Below are 16285 nucleotides of genomic sequence, written 5' to 3' on the forward strand. Positions count from 1 at the left end.
CTGGAACAGCTATTTTAAGGAAGGATCTGCAAAAAGCATCCAAAACTGAATTTAACACAGAGAAAAAAGTGACAAATAGAACTACTGCAAAAAAATCAATTACTTCCGGTGAGTTGGTAGCAAAAGCAGTGACTAAGTTTTCTCGAAAAGCAAAAAATAGAACGGAAAGTAATAAAAACCCAATCAGACTCACTACCAAGCTCATGGAGAAAAACGCAAACTGCTGAGACTTCACTTTGGGATAAAACCTGGTTATGCCATTCCCTATGCCCAGTTGTGCAAACGGAACAAATAGCAAGGCCATATCCTGAATGGTGCGAAACAGTCCTATCTGATCCGGACTAAGTGCATAAGGCAAAAGCCAAAGTACATTAAAGTAACCGATCAATACCCCTATATAAGAGGAGATAGTGGTCAGGATACTCTGTTTGGCTACTGCTTTCATTTCAGGTAAAAATAGACAATGTGTGGGAAATACAAATCATCAAGTGGTAACAGCCAAAATATTGACAAAGGAATCAGTGACAGTTTGGATTTTGATCAAGCTACCTCTTAAGCCAATTTTATAAAACTCATATCCAAAAGGCCGAAGAAAATTCAAAATATCCTCTGGCTTATACCCTCCCGCAATACAGGCTTCTTCATTGATTTCAATCATCCATTTAGGTTTATACCGTTGAATGGTTTCTTTTGAACCTTTAAGAACTTGTAGCTCTGCACCTTCTACATCAAGCTTGATAAAATCTACTTTATTTATACTCATTTTTTCCAGCTCCTGATCTAGCGTTCCCAAATCTATTTCCTGAATCAAAAGAGAATGGGCAGCTGTTGGAAACATGGTGTTTACACCCTCATTATCACCTGGTTTTCCAAATAGTTGGAGTTTACCGGGAGAGTCTGATAAACCTTTTTTCAGTGGGATGAAAATATGGCTCAAAGAAGGGTTGAGATTTATGTTTTCGGTAAGCGAATCAAATAACTGATCCATGGGCTCAAATGCAATCACTTTCCCGGTTTTGCCGACTTTTCTTGCTGCCCATAGGCTATATTCGCCCTGATTGGCGCCTATATCGATAAACGTTCCACCTTCATAAACCATCTTTTCCAAGATAAATATTGGAGCCCAATCATGTGCTCCACGCCAATATATGGCTGCTCCCATGGATTTGGAAATATCAACTTTCATATTTATTCCCCGGAATGAAAAAGTACGGTGAGTGTTTACGGATGAGTCTTTTAGGGGAAAAAGATGTCGGAGTAATTGCACCAGGAAATAACCTCCAGGAATGCGATAAAGTTGTCTCGAAAGAATGGCCACTGTTTTTTCCATAATATTGCTCAATAAGGCAGAACGCCTAGAAGCTTTTATTTCGATGGTTTAAGGAATATTTTTCAAGTATCCGCTCGCTAATCCTTAACCTTTCAGTATTGGAGCGGCTGATTTAAATGTTTATGAATGATTTTACAAATGAATAGTATAGAAATTTTGTTAATTCTGCAGGGATTCGAATAATAAATCTCTCCTTTTTTCCAACGGAAATAGTTCCATTATCCTTTTTCTTGCATACTGATTAATGTTTTGTCCTTTTGTGAGACTATTTATCATTTGAACACTGATTTGAAGGTTGGAGAATCTTCTGAAAGGAACTGTTACTCCTGTATCTCCAATAATTTGAGACAAAGCATTGACCTCTGAAACAATTGGAATGCATCCACAAAGCATAGCTTCACAAAGGGCGCACCCAAAACCTTCAAAGCTGGAAATTTGCATATAATATGCAGAACTTTGATAGCGTATTTTTAGCTCTTTTTTTTCAAGCCGACCAAGGAATTCTACATTTTTCGGGCGCTCTATATCAGGAGGACAATTTAATCCTACTAGCTGAAATTTGCTTTCAGGCATTTGTTCAGCCAATTGAATAATAAGGTCTCCGCCTTTGAGATAAAACTGGGAAGTGGATAATACTGTCAAATAGGAGTTAGGGTTAGTCTTGAGCTTTTCATCAGGAACCCAAAAATGAGTGTCGAATCCATTAGGAATAACTAGAATGGGAGTTTGTAAATTTGGAAAATGATGCTTCAAGCCATTAAAAATTGGTTTTTCATAGTTGATATATGAATTCTTAGTAAATATCAATGAATCACTCACAGGAAAGAGCTTGGTAGCCCATTCATAAGATTTTTTGCAAAACCATTTCAAGAGCGGGATCCTCAAACTGCCATAATTCAATTCTGGAATAGATGCACAGTCTGTACCGTGAAGAATAATATAAGACGGTTTTCCAAAAATTTTCCCCAAGAGAGTCGGGAAAAATGACCAATATCCACCAAAATGGATCAGAATAAACCTGCATTGGGGTATAGTCACAAGTAAATGAAAAAACTGTCGGAAAAGGTAAACCGGTGCCAGTGCTTTATTTCTCCAATCGTAATGATTTATAGTCAACTCATAGCGCTCGGAGAGTAATTCAATGTCCTGTAAAATAAATGATTGGAAAGAAGGGACAACTATCAGAGCTTTAGGTTTTTCCATTTGCATTTGATTTTCTGACAGTTAGGACAATACTTCCAATTAATAGCAATACCGATAAGTATTGGAAAATGACCACCAATGTTTTAGTAGCATAGTAGGAAGAGGGTTCAAAGCTCATTTTTACAGTGGATTGTCCCTCAGGTACGACAATACCTCTCAAAAGGTAATTTGTTCTGATGATTTCAGCTTCTTGTCCATTTATACTAGCCTTCCAGCCTACAGGATAAAAAATCTCGGAAAACACTACAAGTCCAGCCTGCTGTGCATTGATATCATATTCAAGTAAGCCAGGTTCTTTCTCATTCAAAAGCACAGAGCCTGCACCCGCGTTCAGGTTACCAAACTCATTGCTGTTGACTGTTGCTTTAGTTTTTGTATCTAGAGATTTGATGATTTCCATCTCTTCATCATTAGATTCCACATTGACAATTTGTTCAGGGAACCATGCAGCTCCATTAGCCTCTGGATTTTGGAACACCATATTTTCTGTTCTCCCTGCCATGACATATTTGGTATTGAGCATATTGAGCACATTTAGGCTCATCCAGTTGAAATTTCCTTCCTGCGCCTCAGCAATGAATCCTTGTATTTCAGGGTTTAATGCATTCTCTATCAATTCTTGGTACCTTTTCATTTTAGCCCCATGGTATCCACCGATAGAATTGAAATAATAGCTGCTACGTGCTTCGTTGAAAGGATTATTGATATTCAATACCCTGAAATAATCACCGTCTCTGAGAATGGTTTCATCAGCAGGTGTCTTGGCGAAAAACTGTTCAGCCGGGCTGAATTGAAAATCATCTTCATTTAGGAACAATTTATTAATTGTCCACAAGTCAAAGATCACGATAAAAGAGAGCCCAAATCCCAATGCCAAAGTGGGAATTTTTTCCATTATAGCTGCCCAGATCAAACCAACAGCAATCAAGATCAGGATAAAACTTTTAAATGCACTGGCTTTGAGAATGGCTTTTCTATCTTCTTTTAAGGCTTCTACCAGCCACTCAGGGAAGTTGTCGTCAAATGGTGCTCTTAAACTGAATACGCCTGCAAATAGCCAGAACAATAATGCAAGACCACCACTCAGTCCGAAAGCAATTACCAAGGACCTCAACGCTGCTTTTTTTTCATTTCCTTTAAACAAATATTCTAACCCAAGTCCACCCAAGACAGGTATAGCAAATAAACTGATACTCAATGCCATGGTGACTGCCCTGAACTTATTGTACCCTGGCAGGTAATCGAAAAGTAGATAATTGAGCCCCTGAAAGTTTTTCCCCCAAGCCAGAATAATCCCGACTAAGGCAAGTGAAATAAAGACGCCTTTGAATGGTTTGGGAGCATACAGCACTCCTATCACAAAAAGCAAAAGCATGATCGCACTGCCATAGATTGGCCCTCCTGTCCCAGGTTGATCACCCCAATATTTTCTGGCATAATCAATATTGTCTTTTACCTGTGCTACTTCAATATTGTTGTTTCTAAGTACCCTTTCAGTTTCTGGATCTTTGGGGAAAGACTTAGTACTACCGGGTCCATAGAGATTAGGAACCAATAGCGTAAGTGTTTCCAGTTTTCCTTGGGACCAATTGAAAGCATAATCTTTGTCAAGCCCATCCTGAGAATCTTCTTGGCTGGAAAGATTGGTTTGACCACGGGTAGAATAAGTACCGTATTCTAATACCGTCAAAAACCTGCTCAGGTTACCACCCACAGCCAGCATTAATCCTATTAACAAAATGGCCACAGTTTTTCCAAAATCTGGAAGTTCTCTGTATTTGATACTTTGGAGAATTCTACCGATTCCATAAACGAGCACAATGATCACTGTATAATAAGTGATTTGAAGGTGGTTGAATTTTAGTTGCAAAAGCAGTCCAAAAGCGAACAATGCCAATCCCAAGAGTTTTTTCCCCTCAAATGCTATATGTATACCTGCTATAATTAGAGGAATCAAACAAATAGCCCAGATTTTAGCATTGTGACCTGCGTCTAAACTGATGATATGGAAGGTGTTGAAAGCAAAAGCAATAGCTGATGCTATAGAGAATTCAGGCCTTACTTTGAATGATAATAATAGTATGTACATGGATACCATGCCAAAAAACAAAGAATTGACAGGGTGGGGAAGACCTAGAGTAATCACTTTAGTGATATAGTTTGTGATGTCACCCGGAACTTCAAAGCTTACTAAATATGCAGGCATACCACCAAACAGCCTGTTTGTCCATAGCGCTTCCTCTCCAGTTTCTGCTCTATGGTCAAGGATTTCTTTAGCTGCACCTTCCCATTGAAGAATATCATATTGGAAAATAATTTTGCCTTCAAAAACAGCAGGGGAAAAATAAAAAAGTACTATCAGGTAAAAAATGGCGATACCGATAAAATGGGGCAGAATTTCTTTTTTGAAGTTGAATTGCATTTTGAAAATTTTACTCAGTTCACGAATAAGCGCAAATTAGAAATAAATGCTAAAAGGATTGTTTTCAGGACGTGTTTTCTTGTCGCTAGCCAATGGTATTTAAATTATTTTAAACTCTTCAAGGCCTGCTTGGCTTGATCAAGATGTCTCCATTCGTGGGCAACAATGATATCAAGTGCTTGAGGAAGAGGGTACACAATCAGTCTATTTACAGGAGAATGAATAATAGTGTTTTGTTCTACAAAGGGTTGCATTTCCCGGATTTTTTCAGCTAGCATTTTCTGATGAAGTAGAAAATCTGATATGGTATTTTGATATGTATTGGACTCAGGTTCCCAGGCAGGAAATGTTTTCACTTTTTTCTTTCCTCCATCTGAAACGGATTGAAAAATCATATTACCAAATAATCTGCTGAAAAAGGAAAACTTTGCAATAAACGGTGCTTGAAAACTGTTATTTTGAAGTTTTATGAAAAGGGGGAAATAACTTTCATTTACCTTTATCAAGTGATGAAAATTTTCAGCTACACTCCATTTGCTGGGGTTTGGCCTTTTATTCAAAGTATCATCAGAAATATCCCCAAATGTTGATTTTGTTTCCTCGTTTACTTTTTCAAGTTCTTCTATCCAATTCATAAGTCCTTAATTTGGAGAGTAAATTTCGGCTTTATTTTGACAATATTGCATCAAAAAGAAATTAACCCCTTATTGAAATTTCAAATTATTCGAATTTACCAATGGTGGTAGAATAGTTTTTTCAAAAAATGAATATTACCACTTATACCATTCAAGAAGGTTAAGGGATTAAAACCATACAATTTTGAATTGTGAAAATTACCCAACTGATTTATTTTGTTCTGTTTTTTTTAGTGCTGACATCAGGTACTAATGGACTTTATGCACAAGAATTGGAAGCATATCGTATGTTACCTGATGAGCAAATAGTACTTGATGGTGTTTCCGACGAAGCTTTTTGGGAAAAAGTACAGGTGGCCTCAGGTTTTAAGCAGCAAGAACCAGTACCTGGTAATCCTGCAAGTGAGAGAACTGAAGTTCGAATCGCTTATGACGAACAAAATCTTTATATCTCAGCCGTTTTCTATGATTCTGAACCTGATAAAATAAAAGCTTTTCAAAGAAGAAGGGATTCGCCTTTGGATACAGATGATAAGTTTGTATTTATACTTGATACATACAATGATCAAAGATCTTCATTTTACTTCGAGATCAACCCTTTGGGTTTGATGGGTGATGGTATATTAAGAACTGGACAAGGTACATCCATCAACAGGTCGTGGGACGGAATATGGAGGGCTTGGGTAGTACAGAACGCAGATGGTTGGGCCGCTGAAATCCGAATTCCATTTATGACATTAAATTTTGACCCTAAAAATGATACTTGGGGAATTAATTTTTTAAGGACAATCAGGCGAAAGAATGAGGATGTACTTTGGACAGGATACGAACGAAATCAGGGTATAAACCGCCCTCAAGATGCTGGAAAGCTTGTAGGCTTGAATAACCATACCCAGGGAATTGGAGTGGAAGCGATTCCCTATGGGATTGTTTCGCAGGTGAGGCAAAGACAGGACCCGGAAGGAGAAAAACAAGTTGAATATCAATATAATGCAGGAGGGGAAATCAATTATAATATTTCTCCCAACCTCAAGGCAGGAATTACGCTCAATACGGATTTTGCAGAGACAGAAGTAGATGACAGGCAGATCAATTTGACAAGGTTTCCTTTATTTTTCCCGGAACGTAGGGCTTTCTTTTTGGAAGGGTCAAATATTTTTCTCTTCGCCCCTTCTAGTGGGCCAAATCCGTATTTCAGTAGGAGAATAGGACTCCAGGAGGGTAGACCTATTCCCATTAGGCATGGAGGTAGGCTTATCGGAAGGATCAAAAATACCGATGTAGGCTTTCTTCAGGTAAGAACAGGTGCTGAAGGAGAAAGACCTGGTGAAAATTTTACAGTGGGTAGGGTAGTACAGAATATTTCGGATGAAAGTACTGTGGGTGTGGTATATACCAGAAGAGATTCAGATGGTGACAGTTTACCGGTCAGACAGACATTGGGAGCTGATTTGAGCTTGAGTACCTCCAAATTTCTGGGGAATAAAAATCTACAAATGGAAGCCTTTTTTGTAGGTCACACTGAAACTTTTATAGGTGATGAAAGCAGTCTTTGGGATAGGTCTGTAAGAGGTGGAAGAATCAATTTCCCCAATCAACCTTGGGATGCGCACGTTTCTTACAGAGAATTTGGTGTCAACTATGACCCAGCTGTCGGTTTTGCTCCTAGGGTTGGTTTCAGAAGGTTACAACCGACGATTACCTATAATCCTCTTTGGAAAGAAAGTAAACTAATAAGGGAATTGAGTTGGCAATATTACTTTGAATATTTGATGGAAATGGATTGGCGTCCTGCAACTGTAAACCACAGGCTAAGGGTTTTGGGGCTAAGGTTTGAAAGCGGAGATATTTTTCAGGTAAGACTTGATCATAATTTTGAATGGCTGGATAGACCTTTTGATATCCTAAGAGATGGGCAATATGTCATTCAGCCGGGTGAATACAATAATATGGGGTATATTTTGACGGCTTCTTCCGCGCCTTTCAGGAAAATCGGGGGAACACTACAGTACTCTAATATCGGATTTTGGACAGGTACTCAGGCCAATATTTCTGCCGATTTTTTTATGAGGCCAATAATTGGTCTAAATATGACTGCCAGCTGGGAACACAGTAGGGTAAGGTTGGCAGAAGGTGATTTTGATACCCATATTTTCAGGTTGGTATCGGGGTATGATTTTTCTCCCTGGGTCTCTCTCAATTTCAATATTCAATATGATAATGTCACCAATTTCGTGGGTACAAATACAAGGTTTTCATGGGTGATCGATCCCGGGAATACTTTTTTTGTAGTGTATAATCACAATTGGCAGCGGTTTATGGAAAGATTTATATCAATTGAAGATAGGACAAACGTCAAATTGGCTTATACCTTTAGATTCTAAAGTTTAATACTCAGACAAGCGCTTTAATTCTTCCATCAAAGTGGGACCTGAATTCTGACCCAAAGACATACTGGTCAGATATTGGGAATGGGAAATTGTAGAATCTGTAAAGTATTCTGGCTTGAGAATATATCCAAGAGCATCTTGACCCAACCCTAAAATGAATTTTGGGCCATCAGGCATTAGTTTTTTAGTTTCTTTGGAATAATACGGTGCTGTTTCACCCGGGTGGGTAGCAAAACTCGCCTCACCTATCCCAAACCATGCGACTTCCGAGCGAACATATTCGGAAATATCTCTATTGACAATGCCAGCTTGGGCCAATTGTCTCCAAACTTCATTTTCCACCTCAAAATCCACATAATTTTTACGGAAATGAACTTCATTACTTAGCAATGGTTTCCCCTCGGTGCTTAATGCTTTCAATACTGCTTCTGCCAAACCTGCTCCTCTTTTGATGGCAGTCTGATGCTTTCCGTCTTTGTCACTTGGCTGAATCCAACCTCCTATGGCTCCTTGGAAGAAAAGATGCTCTCCACCCAAGTTATCTTCCATTTTCTTATAAAACCCTGCTATGTAATCTGCAGATACTTCAGAGACCACTGCATCAAGATAAGTAGGATGACAGGCAAAATTTGTCAGCGTAGCGATGTTGTTTCCTTCCGAGTCATCAAATATCAAGCTTGTCAATGACCTATCTATTTCCTCTTCGCTGATATTTCGGACCCAGTCTTCTCCATGGGTGGTCTGTATGTACCTTCCATTTACCGCTATTAGATTTTCAGAAGCTTTCAAAACCTCAGCGGTGATAGTTTCAATCAAATGATCTAAATAAGCAGGATCCACACCGGACTCACTGAAATCTTTTCCCCAAAGTCCTACTACATCCGGGCCTGAATGGGTGTGCGTCGAACTGATAACCAGACTTTCAGGGGTGAATGGAATAGGAAAATCCATTTTGGATAAAGCTGTCCTTACCTTTAGAAGATCGTTATACATTAATCCTATGCAATCCAAGGTCACAAGTGCCACCGAGGAGGACCCATCAAAAGCAACAAAGGCCTTGGCGTAGAGACTGTCTAATACCCCGGTGAATCTCCTATTCTGTTGATCTCCTGCGATAAAACTTCCTAATGCTGGATTGATGATCGCTTTGGATACACCAATTTTCAAAATTCTGGAAGTTGAATCTGATTCAGGTTTTTGTCCACAGGCAAAAAAAGTAAAAATAAAAAGTAAAACAAGCAGGCTATTTCTTTTCATAATCAGGTAATTAGGGTCTTTGATTATTTACAAATTGGGTAATCCGCTTACGTGACGGCAGTTTAGAAGTATTTCTTTCCAAATTAGAACTAATTTTGGTGAGTCCCATGTTCTGACTAGATTTTAAAATAAGCTATGACTACAAAAAATAAAACTGAAGGCAAGGTCACCATGAACCATGTGTTTCAAACCATAATTTGGCCAAGAAGAAAGCAATTATTTTTAGGCTTATTTTTAATAATCATTTCAAGGCTTTCAGGATTGGTACTTCCTGGTGCCAGTAAAATACTAATTGATGATGTCATTCCCTCTAATGACTTACAAATGCTCAAATGGCTGGTCATCGGTGTAGCTGCAGCGATAACCATTCAAGCAGTTACATCATATGCACTCACTCAAATTCTAAGTGTAGAAGCGCAGCATTTGATTGCCAAGCTAAGGTCAAAAGTTCAGAGGCACATCATCCAGTTACCCATCCGATTTTTTGACAATACCAAAACCGGAGAGTTGGTGTCCAGGATCATGACAGATGTAGAAGGAGTACGTAATTTGGTTGGGACTGGCTTTGCTCAGATGATAGGAGGGGTGCTTACAGCTGTAATTTCATTGGTCTTATTGATTTATATCAGCCCCTTGATGACATTATATGTGTTGGTTCCTGTGATAATTTTTGGATTGATATCTTTAAAAGCTTTTGGAAAGATAAGACCTATCTTCAGGGAGAGAGGTAAGATCAATGCTGAAGTCACAGGTAGGCTTACTGAAACACTTGGTGGGATCCGAGTAATTAAAGGGTTCAATGCAGAAGAACAGGAAATACTGACTTTTGAGCAAGGAGTGGAAAGGCTGTTTTTAAATGTCAAATCCAGTTTGACAACTACCAGCGTGGTTACCTCTTCGGCTACTTTTCTCTTAGGTCTTGCTTCTGCCGGTATCATGGGAATAGGTGGATACATGATCATGGATGGGCAGATGACTTTTGGAGACTTTTTGGCATTTACACTTTACCTAGGATTTATGATAGCTCCGATAGTGCAGATGAGTAACATAGGCAGTCAGTTTACAGAGGCTTTTGCAGGTCTTGACAGGACAGAGGAAATCATGAATTATCCCTTGGAAAATTCGGATGGAGCAAGGACAATTGCCTTGCCTAAAATCGTGGGAAATATTATTTTTCAAGATGTTTCATTTGCCTATGAGGAAGGCAAGGAGGTCATCAAAAACATTAGCTTTAATGCGCCTGCAGGTTCCGTGACAGCTTTGGTGGGAACTTCCGGTTCTGGAAAGACTACGATAGCAGGTTTAGCAGCTTCTTTTCTAAATCCTGATTCAGGTATAATCACGGTGGATGGACATGATTTACAAAAAGTGACCTTGGATTCCTACAGGTCTCAGCTAGGGGTAGTGCTACAGGATGATTTTTTGTTTGAAGGTACAATCAAACAAAATATTCTATTCCCTAGACCTGATTCTACAGAGGAACAGTTACACCAAGCTGTGCAAGCTGCCCATGTGCAGGAGTTTACCGATAGGTTTGAGGATGGTTTGGATACTTTAATAGGGGAACGGGGCGTAAAGTTATCCGGTGGGCAAAGGCAGCGAATAGCTATTGCAAGAGCCATTCTGGCAAATCCGCGGATTTTGGTTTTGGATGAGGCTACCTCTAACTTGGATACTGAAAGTGAATCTTTGATCCAAGCCTCCTTGAAAGAACTAATGAAAGGAAGGACGACTTTCGTGATTGCCCACAGGCTTAGTACGATACGACAGGCTGACCAAATTCTGGTGATAGAAAATGGTAGGATAGCAGAACAGGGAAGACACGATGAATTGATCGCTAAAGAGGGTAGGTATTACCAATTATATACCTATCAGGCTAGAATATAATAAAAGCGGGAATTTCCCGCTTTTTTTTATAAGTATTTATCCAGAGTTTCCCGGATTGCCCCGGATGGTCTGTCTGCTGATGGGTCGATTATTTTACCTTCTTTATCTAGAAGGAGGAAGCGAGGGATACCATTAACATTGAAATGCTGGGCAATCTCAGATTTCCAGGCATTTTCGGTAAACCACTGCAAACCCTGCATATTTTTGGCTTTGACCATCTTTTCCCATGGCTCTTTGCTGTCATCGATGGAAATGGTTAGAAAGGAAACAGGCTTGTCCTTGTATTCTTCCTTCATTTTGTCCCAATGAGGATGCTCGGCTATACAAGGACCACACCAAGTCGCCCATATGTCAACATATACCAGCGTTCCTTTCAGATCGCTGAGATTCACAGGTTCATTTTCAATATTGACAAATGAAAAATCAGGCACGTCTTTACCGGGCATGATAGGCTCCCATTTGTCATGTATTTCCTGCAGTTTTGAGGCCAGTTTCGGACTTTCGTTTTCAGCCATGAATTTTTCATAGGAATCTTTCAAGTGTACAGGACCTCTGTAACTCATCTCTTGGCTAAGCCCAATGAAGAATATTTTGTCCTTGACTTTCTGCTCTTCTAAGACCTTATCAATGGCCATCAATCTCGCTTTTGTATAGCCTTCTTGTCCTTTGAAACCTACTGTATCCTCCTTCACTATAGCAGAAGCTTCTTCCTGAACCAAACGCAAAATAAGGGAAGTGTATGGTTCGGAATTGAGTAAATCCGTTCTTTTTAAGTCTAGCTTTTTTAGTGCTTCCTTACTTTCTTCTTTAGGGAAATCCACTGAATCCTGACTGATCTTATTGATATAAGCATGATACATTGGGTATTCTAAATCGTAAGAAAGTGGTTTGTATTCAAAATATGCTTCTTCTAGACTTATAAAATCAGGATGAAGTTCTGCCGATGTTTTGATGTTTTCATAATTTGCTTTCTGCTTTGAAAAATATTCCTCTTTCTTTTCGAAATATTCCTCTCTATTTAGTTTCATAAATTCCATGGCGTTGGCAATCCCACTTTCCATTTCCCAATCTGTTTTTGCTCTGAGGTAATCATTTTCAGCTTTTCGGTCACCATCCAAGCTGATGGTTTCTTTAAGCTTGTCCAAATCGCCTGAAATATAAACACTGTCACCAGGGTTTAAGAAAAGTTGAATCCTGTTTCTTCCAGCGATAAACATGTAAGTATTGCTTTCATCGGAATCAAAAGCAACCCTAAAAATCCCATCCTGATCAACGGTTTCATTGGACAGTTCTTCATCCAAATACAAAATGACCTTAGTTTCTTCTCCAGGATTTTCAAATTGTCCTGCGATGATGATTTTGGTGTTGATGGCCTCTTCCTGTTTACAGGCAAAAAGCAAAAGAACAAATACCAAACAATAATAGAATTGAGCTTTCATATCTATTGAGTTTAAGTGAAGATAATAGCTACCGTAAAATTTAGGTGTATTTTAGGTAAAAGTCAAAAAAATCTTATCTAAAAAACAAAATAGTTTAAAATTTCAATGGGATAAAAGTTTGAACTCTGCTAATCAAAATCAAGCCAACTCCCTCAAATCCACAGGTACTACCCTCGATACACCGGCCTCTATCATGGTAATGCCATAAATGATATCCGTACTTGCCATAGTTCTTTTATTGTGGGTTACAATGATAAACTGTGACTCCTTAGAGAAGGTCTGAATGATATTGTTAAACTTATCTATATTGGCATCATCCAAAGGAGCATCCACTTCATCGAATATACAGAATGGTGCTGGTTTAAGGAGGTATATGGCAAAAAGGAGTGAAGTCGCTGTCAATGTTTTTTCACCTCCGGAAAGTTGGTTAATTGTCAATGGACGCTTTCCTTTTGGCTTGGCAATGATTTCTATGGCACTCTCCAGCGGATTTTGGGGGTCTAGCAGGGTGAGATCACATTGGTCTTCTTCTGTAAATAATGATCTGAATACTTTGATAAAGTTTTCTTTAATTTTACCGAATGCATCCAAGAATGTCTCTTTTGCCACTTGATCAATTTCCTTAATAGTCTCTACAAGAGAGTTTTTGGCTTTCTCCAGATCTTCTTTTTGAGCAGTAATGAAAGTATGACGCTCTTTGATTTCATCATAAGCCTCCATAGCCATAGGATTGATGGGACCTATTTTTTCCAACCGATCTTTGGCTTTTTGGACGATCTGCCTTAAGTCATCTTCTGGAAAATCTTTGTGTTCTTCGTCAATTTCCGGGTTTTCTTCCATCAGTCTATCCAGGTCGATTTCAAACTCTACACTCAATCTTTCTTTAAGGCTGGCCAATTTCAATTTTACCTCGTTCAGAGATTGTTGCAGATTTTGGATTAAAGTATCCATGGATTCTTTTGACTTCTGTAATTCCCGTATTTGCTTGTCAGTGGTGTCTATTTCACCACGCATTGCATAATAATCTTTTTCTGCTTCGTTAACACCTTTTTCGATTCCCTCTTTTTCTGAATATAATTCAATCAGTTCATCGTCTTTGATCTCGTTATTGTCCAATAAAGAGCGTACTTCCTGATCTGTTGCGCTAAGTTCTGATTGGGATTTTTCTATTCTCTCCTTACTGCTTTCAAATGCTGATTTTTTAAAATCAATCTCTTGTTCAAGGCTATTTACCCTGTTTGACTGTTGGTGGAAAAGAATATTTTCCTGATTGAAAGCCTGTGATCTTTTATTAAGTGATTCACTTTCTTCCTCTAAAGCCGAATTGAGTTTCTCCAGTTCCTCTTCTAAGGCTTCAAATGAAGCTTTTTCTTTTTCCAATTCAGGGCCGATTTCCTCAAGGCTGCTTTGAAGGTTATCGATTTTGTCTAAAATGTCTTCCCGCTTGTTTGCATTTGAACTGAGCATTTCACTCAATTGCTCTTTTTTGGTGCGAACAGAGACATATTGCTGATTGATCTCACTGATTTCCTGTTGAAGGTTTTCAATATCTTTTTTATAGCTTATCTCTTTGAGCTTCAACAAGTCACTTACCTTATTGTCTAGATTGGCACGGGTGCCAGATACTTTCTTATTAAGTTCCTTGATTTCTTTTTCGAGTTTTTCAAGATTTTTAGCTCTACCGATCCTTTTACCTTCAAATAAACCCACAGAACCTCCTGAAATACTAAACTTCCTTTTGGTGAATTTTCCGCTTTCGGTGATGAATATGGCAGATTTATCTTCTGGAAAATCCTTAAACTCTCCATTGACAATGTATGTATTATCCAGTATGAAGCTGATAAGTTTGCCATACTTTTCATCAAACTCGATGATTTCTGTGGCCGGTATGGCATTGGAAAATAACTTGGTTTGGCTAGGTTGAAAGCTATTAAAGTGTTCCAAAACAAAAAAGTTGGCCTTGCCTTTGGCAGCATCACTGAGTAAGTTGACAGCAGCGATGGCCTGCATCTCGGTTTCTACTACATAATAATTCATGTAGCCTTCAAGGTAATTCTCTATGGTAACCCTATACTTATCTTCAGTCGTTAGGATATCGGATAAAAGAGGAGTGTCCTTACCCCAAGATGAATTTTTCTTTAAAAACTTGATGGCTTCAGGAAATCCTTCAAGGTTTTCAACCAATGATTTGGTCAAGTTGAATTCATTTTGTTTTGAATCTAATTTTCGGGAGAGCTGTGTGACTTCTTCCCGGATCATGTCGATGACTTTATTCGTTTCTTCAATCTTTTGGGTCTGATCTTCTTCTTTAGCTTTTAGCTTAGAAAGAGAAGCCGATTTATCGTCCAACTCTTCTTTCAGTCTGACAATTTTTTCCTCAAAATCAGCAAGATTGGCCTCTTGAGAATCATCATCAGAGGCTGTTTTTTCCAATTCCTGTTTTAATGTAGAAAGTTGAATCTGTTTGATTTCCTGATCTTTGGAAAGTTGGTATACACGATCCTTCTTACTTACGTAGTCTTTATTGGCTATTTTTTGTTGTTCTTGAATATCCGTTTGTTGCAGTTTTTTTGATTCATAGTCTCTTCTGAGTTCTTCTACTACAAATTCTTTTTCCGCAAGTTGTTTTTGGGCGCTCTCCATTTCCTGTTCTAGGGATCTAATGCTGAAACCTGCCCGGTCGTTTGACTTACGGTCAGCATCTATTTGTTCTCGCAGTTTTTGAGCCCTATCTTCTAGAAACCGTAACCTTTCATTCTTGATTTTTTTATCACTTTCAAACTGCCGTATTTTATTGACATGCTCATTGAGTGTTTTTTGTCTTGAGGAAAGCAGCTTTTCTTTATGAATCAAATCGGCTTTGGCATTTTCCAGGTAAGCTTCCTTCTCAGTTATTTTTGTATTAATGCCTAGCTTTCTGTCATTCTCCTCTTGAATTTTATGGTGAATTCCAATAAGAGACTCGCTGTGTTTGCTGACAGATTTTTTAGCCAAGTTGATACTCGCCTTCTTATATTCCTTTTTTATTTCAAAATACTTCGCAGTCTGTTTGGCCTGTTTTTCAAGACTTTTAAGGTTTTTTTCGATTTCGAAAAGCACATCTTCAACTCGTTCCAAATCAGCGTCTGTATCTTCCAGTTTTCTTAAGGTTTCCTTCTTCCTCGTCTTGAATTTAGATATTCCTGCGGCTTCTTCGAAGAGATCTCTTCTAGAGTTGTTTTTATCATTTAGCAACTCATCTATCATTTTGAGTTCAATGATGGCATAACTGTTTGAGTTGATGCCCGTGTCCATAAAGAGGTTATTGATGTCTTTAAGCCTGCATGTGATGCCATTAAGAAGGTATTCGCTTTCTCCACTTCTATAGTAGCGTCGCGAAATAGTGACGTGGGTATACTCTGTAGGAAGGAGGTTTTTGGTATTTTCAAAAGTCAGCGAGACCTCCGCCATATTGGTTGGTTTCCGGTTTTTGGTCCCATTGAAAATAATATTTTCCATCTTATCAGAGCGTAGCATACGGGTTTTCTGTTCACCTAAGACCCATCGGATGGCATCCACTACATTGGATTTTCCACACCCATTAGGGCCTACTACACCAGTAATACCTTTGTCAAAATGAATGACCATTTTGTCACCAAAACTTTTAAAACCTTTAATCTCTAGCTTACTCAGCAGCATCCTACAGTAAATTGATTTGGAATATCGAACAAAATTAACCCAAT

At 38.7% G+C, this 16285-nt stretch carries 10 protein-coding genes; 2 read left to right on the plus strand and 8 right to left on the minus strand.

The window, feature by feature from the left end; genetic code table 11:
• The 5 genes from EA341_RS04580 to EA341_RS04600 form a co-directional block, all read right to left on the minus strand.
• The coding region (locus EA341_RS04580; RefSeq protein WP_367126946.1) for a lipopolysaccharide biosynthesis protein at positions 1-445 on the minus strand (445 nt) is incomplete at its 3' end.
• A 39-nt stretch (positions 446-484) separates the two neighbouring features.
• A complete protein-coding gene (locus EA341_RS04585) occupies positions 485-1330 on the minus strand; it encodes an FkbM family methyltransferase (RefSeq protein ID WP_293011740.1) in 846 nt (281 codons plus the stop codon).
• A 159-nt stretch (positions 1331-1489) separates the two neighbouring features.
• The gene (locus EA341_RS04590; RefSeq protein WP_293011742.1) at positions 1490-2533 is read right to left on the minus strand and encodes a glycosyltransferase; all 1044 of its coding nucleotides are present in this window, start codon (positions 2531-2533) and stop codon (positions 1490-1492) included.
• Entirely contained in the window at positions 2520-4955 is a 2436-nt protein-coding gene (locus EA341_RS04595; protein ID WP_293011744.1) for a hypothetical protein, read from the minus strand. The genes EA341_RS04590 and EA341_RS04595 overlap by 14 nt, the downstream gene beginning before the upstream one ends.
• A gap of 104 nt (positions 4956-5059) precedes the next feature.
• Entirely contained in the window at positions 5060-5590 is a 531-nt protein-coding gene (locus tag EA341_RS04600) for a DinB family protein (RefSeq protein ID WP_293011746.1), read from the minus strand.
• A gap of 191 nt (positions 5591-5781) precedes the next feature.
• On the opposite strand from EA341_RS04600, the gene EA341_RS04605 reads away from it, so the two are divergent.
• The gene (locus tag EA341_RS04605) at positions 5782-7974 is read left to right on the plus strand and encodes a DUF5916 domain-containing protein (protein ID WP_293011748.1); all 2193 of its coding nucleotides are present in this window, start codon (positions 5782-5784) and stop codon (positions 7972-7974) included.
• A gap of 3 nt (positions 7975-7977) precedes the next feature.
• Here EA341_RS04605 and EA341_RS04610 read toward each other — a convergent pair whose 3' ends face one another.
• Positions 7978-9237, minus strand: coding sequence for a neutral/alkaline non-lysosomal ceramidase N-terminal domain-containing protein (locus tag EA341_RS04610; protein WP_293011749.1), 1260 nt, complete (start codon positions 9235-9237; stop codon positions 7978-7980).
• Positions 9238-9372: 135 nt separating this feature from the next.
• Between EA341_RS04610 and EA341_RS04615 the strand changes: the two genes are divergently transcribed.
• Positions 9373-11124: an ABC transporter ATP-binding protein gene (locus tag EA341_RS04615; RefSeq protein WP_293011751.1), complete on the plus strand. Its 1752-nt coding sequence runs from the start codon at positions 9373-9375 to the stop codon at positions 11122-11124.
• A gap of 26 nt (positions 11125-11150) precedes the next feature.
• Here EA341_RS04615 and EA341_RS04620 read toward each other — a convergent pair whose 3' ends face one another.
• Positions 11151-12563, minus strand: coding sequence for a TlpA disulfide reductase family protein (locus tag EA341_RS04620; protein WP_293011753.1), 1413 nt, complete (start codon positions 12561-12563; stop codon positions 11151-11153).
• Positions 12564-12701: 138 nt separating this feature from the next.
• A complete protein-coding gene (gene smc / locus EA341_RS04625; protein ID WP_293011755.1) occupies positions 12702-16241 on the minus strand; it encodes a chromosome segregation protein SMC in 3540 nt (1179 codons plus the stop codon).
• Between the last annotated feature and the right edge of the window lie 44 nt (positions 16242-16285).

This window comes from Mongoliibacter sp. (genome assembly GCF_007692705.1).
Taxonomy (GTDB): Bacteria; Bacteroidota; Bacteroidia; order Cytophagales; family Cyclobacteriaceae; genus Mongoliibacter.